We start from the raw sequence: 2,121 nt of genomic DNA, 5'->3' as shown, positions 1-2,121 counted from the left end.
GCTGCTCTGCCTCTTTCAGCCAGGCCAGCTTAGGGTCGGCCTGGACCATGGCGTCGATGGTCTGGCTGACGGTTTTCTGGTCGATGTGCTTGAGGGCGAGCCGGGAATTGGCAACGCATGCGTTGCCCCGGCGAGCGAACCGCCATGGATGGCGGGGCCGGGGTTTCAGGACTGCGCTGAAGTGGCGACAGGGATGTCTTGCACCCGCAGCTTGTTCAGCGAGCCAAGGTCACGAAACGCCGCCGAAAGCGATGTTCCGTGACCCGTTGAACAGTGATTTGTTAAAGAGCACTTCGGCCAAGAGTCGCATAGGACTGCCAACGCGCGGACAGCCCTGGCTCCGGCATCTCGGTATGAAGCGTCTTTCCAGAAGTACCGAAACGGGTCGGGTGGATCGACGCCAGGGATAGGTTGCTGACGGGGTTTGAGTTCGGTTGGTGATTCGGCGGTTCAATACCCCCCAGCATTGAAAAAGTCCTTGTCCACGGATTAGTCGGAGAGACTCGTTCCAATGGAGAGAAGGGCTGATGTTTGCGGTATTTCAGTGGGCGGAAGCAGGTGAGAAATCGATCAGTGGTTGCGGAAGGAGCAGCGGGCTCAATGGTTTGAAGTAAAAAACTCACCGCCGTCATGACGGGGAGGTTGGTTTGGACAGTTGGACGGGACAAAAAATCAAATTTTAATTGCACCGTACCTCTCTGGATCAAACCCAACTGGCCAAACTGTTTTTTCATCATAGATCGCACCAGTGAAATCAGCCTCATCCACCCTTTTCGCATCAAGATTAACGCCAAACAGCTTGGCTTCTATAAAGCTACTCCCTCCCACATCCGATCCCTTCATATTTGCTCCGGAGAGGTCTGCCTTATAAAAATCAGCAAAGGTCGCAATTGACTCTGCCAGATCAACATTTTCCATTTTCGCGCAAGAAAAAGTTGAATTCATAAGTGCCACCTTCGACATTTTAGCTCCCACTAAAATGGCATAGTCAAAAATAGCATTTCTCAAGCTAGCACCTGTAAAATCGGCCCTTGAAACATCCAATCGTTCAAATATAGCCCTATGTAAATCCAACCCCCTAAGGTTTGCCTCAACAAAGCTATCAAAAGGAAATCTAATACTGTCACCCGTCTCAAACATCAAGATAATCATTTATTTCCCCAGTCTGCCGGGTCAATCTTAAGTTCTATCACAGGCTTAGTTCGATCAACCTTACTCGGGGATAAAATACCAGGCACCACATCAGGCTCACGACCCAATATTTTTGCCGCTATATACCGGTGATTCCCATCAATAATGACATTTCCGTCCATCTTGATAGCCGGAGCAACTTCGCCGGCGAGCAAACGATCAACATATCTCTGAACTGCTGGTAGCGAGACAGCATTCTGGGCACTTATGTTGGGATCACCTTGTAGTGCTTTTTGGATAACTTCAGGTGTTACATCTGCTCCCTTCGTAACCAGCGGTTTCTGAGCTGTCGCAGCCCTTTTTGCCCCGTCCGCCGCCTCCTGCCGCAGTCCGCTGGCTATCTTGGCTAATGCTCCGCCGTTGCCCATCAAAACAGCTTTCGCCGCCTGCGCCAAGGATAGACCGGCTATTGCCAACTCCGCCGTGTCGTTCACCGCCAAACGCTTTCGCTCGGACTCCGTGTAGCTGAACAGGTCTTTCTGCAGGGTGTCCGCCAGATCGGGGTTATTCAGGAACTGGTTGACCAGCTCCAACGCCTCCGGCTTGACCTTCTCGATGCCTTCGCCATGGGCCGCCGTGGCTTCCAACGCAGCAATCACGTCCTGCTGGGTGAGTTGAGCGGCTCCCGACGAACAGGCGTCGGGTTTCTGCCTGCAGAAATCCAGCGCGCCATCGACGAAGCTCTTGGCGTTGTTGCGATGCAGTTCATGGTTGTACTGCGTAGCGTTTTGCGCCACCCAGGCGCCGGTTTCCAGCTTGCCCGCATCCGCAGCCGGGTCCTGCGCGACCGTGGCGACCAGTCCCACCAGTTGCGAGCTCATGCTCAGCAAGGCGGCGCGGTTTTCCGGCGAGTAGCTGCTGACGAGCGCGTCGAGGTCCTTGACCACGGCTTCGTTGAGCCCCGCCGCCGCAGCCCCCGCCGCGAAGCTC

2 protein-coding genes and 1 pseudogene are annotated in these 2,121 nt (G+C 54.2%); all 3 read right to left on the bottom strand.

Translation table 11 applies throughout. The annotated features are described in order from the left end of the window. A pseudogene (locus BLQ74_RS28320) lies at positions 1-97 on the bottom strand (hypothetical protein); the annotation flags it as partial. A 575-nt stretch (positions 98-672) separates the two neighbouring features. After that, entirely contained in the window at positions 673-1,152 is a 480-nt protein-coding gene (locus tag BLQ74_RS26840; protein ID WP_090268557.1) for a pentapeptide repeat-containing protein, read from the bottom strand. Continuing rightward, positions 1,149-2,121 (bottom strand): ParB N-terminal domain-containing protein (locus tag BLQ74_RS27880; protein ID WP_244507285.1); only part of this gene is annotated, 973 nt, incomplete at its 5' end. The genes BLQ74_RS26840 and BLQ74_RS27880, both read right to left, overlap by 4 nt.

The organism is Pseudomonas panipatensis, from assembly GCF_900099785.1.
Classification (GTDB): domain Bacteria; phylum Pseudomonadota; class Gammaproteobacteria; order Pseudomonadales; family Pseudomonadaceae; genus Pseudomonas; species Pseudomonas panipatensis.
The sequence above is the reverse complement of the archived record's forward strand: the minus strand, read 5'-3'. Positions and strand labels throughout refer to the sequence as shown.

What these genes read in the sequence shown, in the direction of transcription:
- BLQ74_RS26840 (WP_090268557.1), bottom strand. Translation starts at nt 1,152, where the DNA reads ATGATTATCTTGATGTTTGAGACGGGTGACAGTATTAGATTTCCTTTT.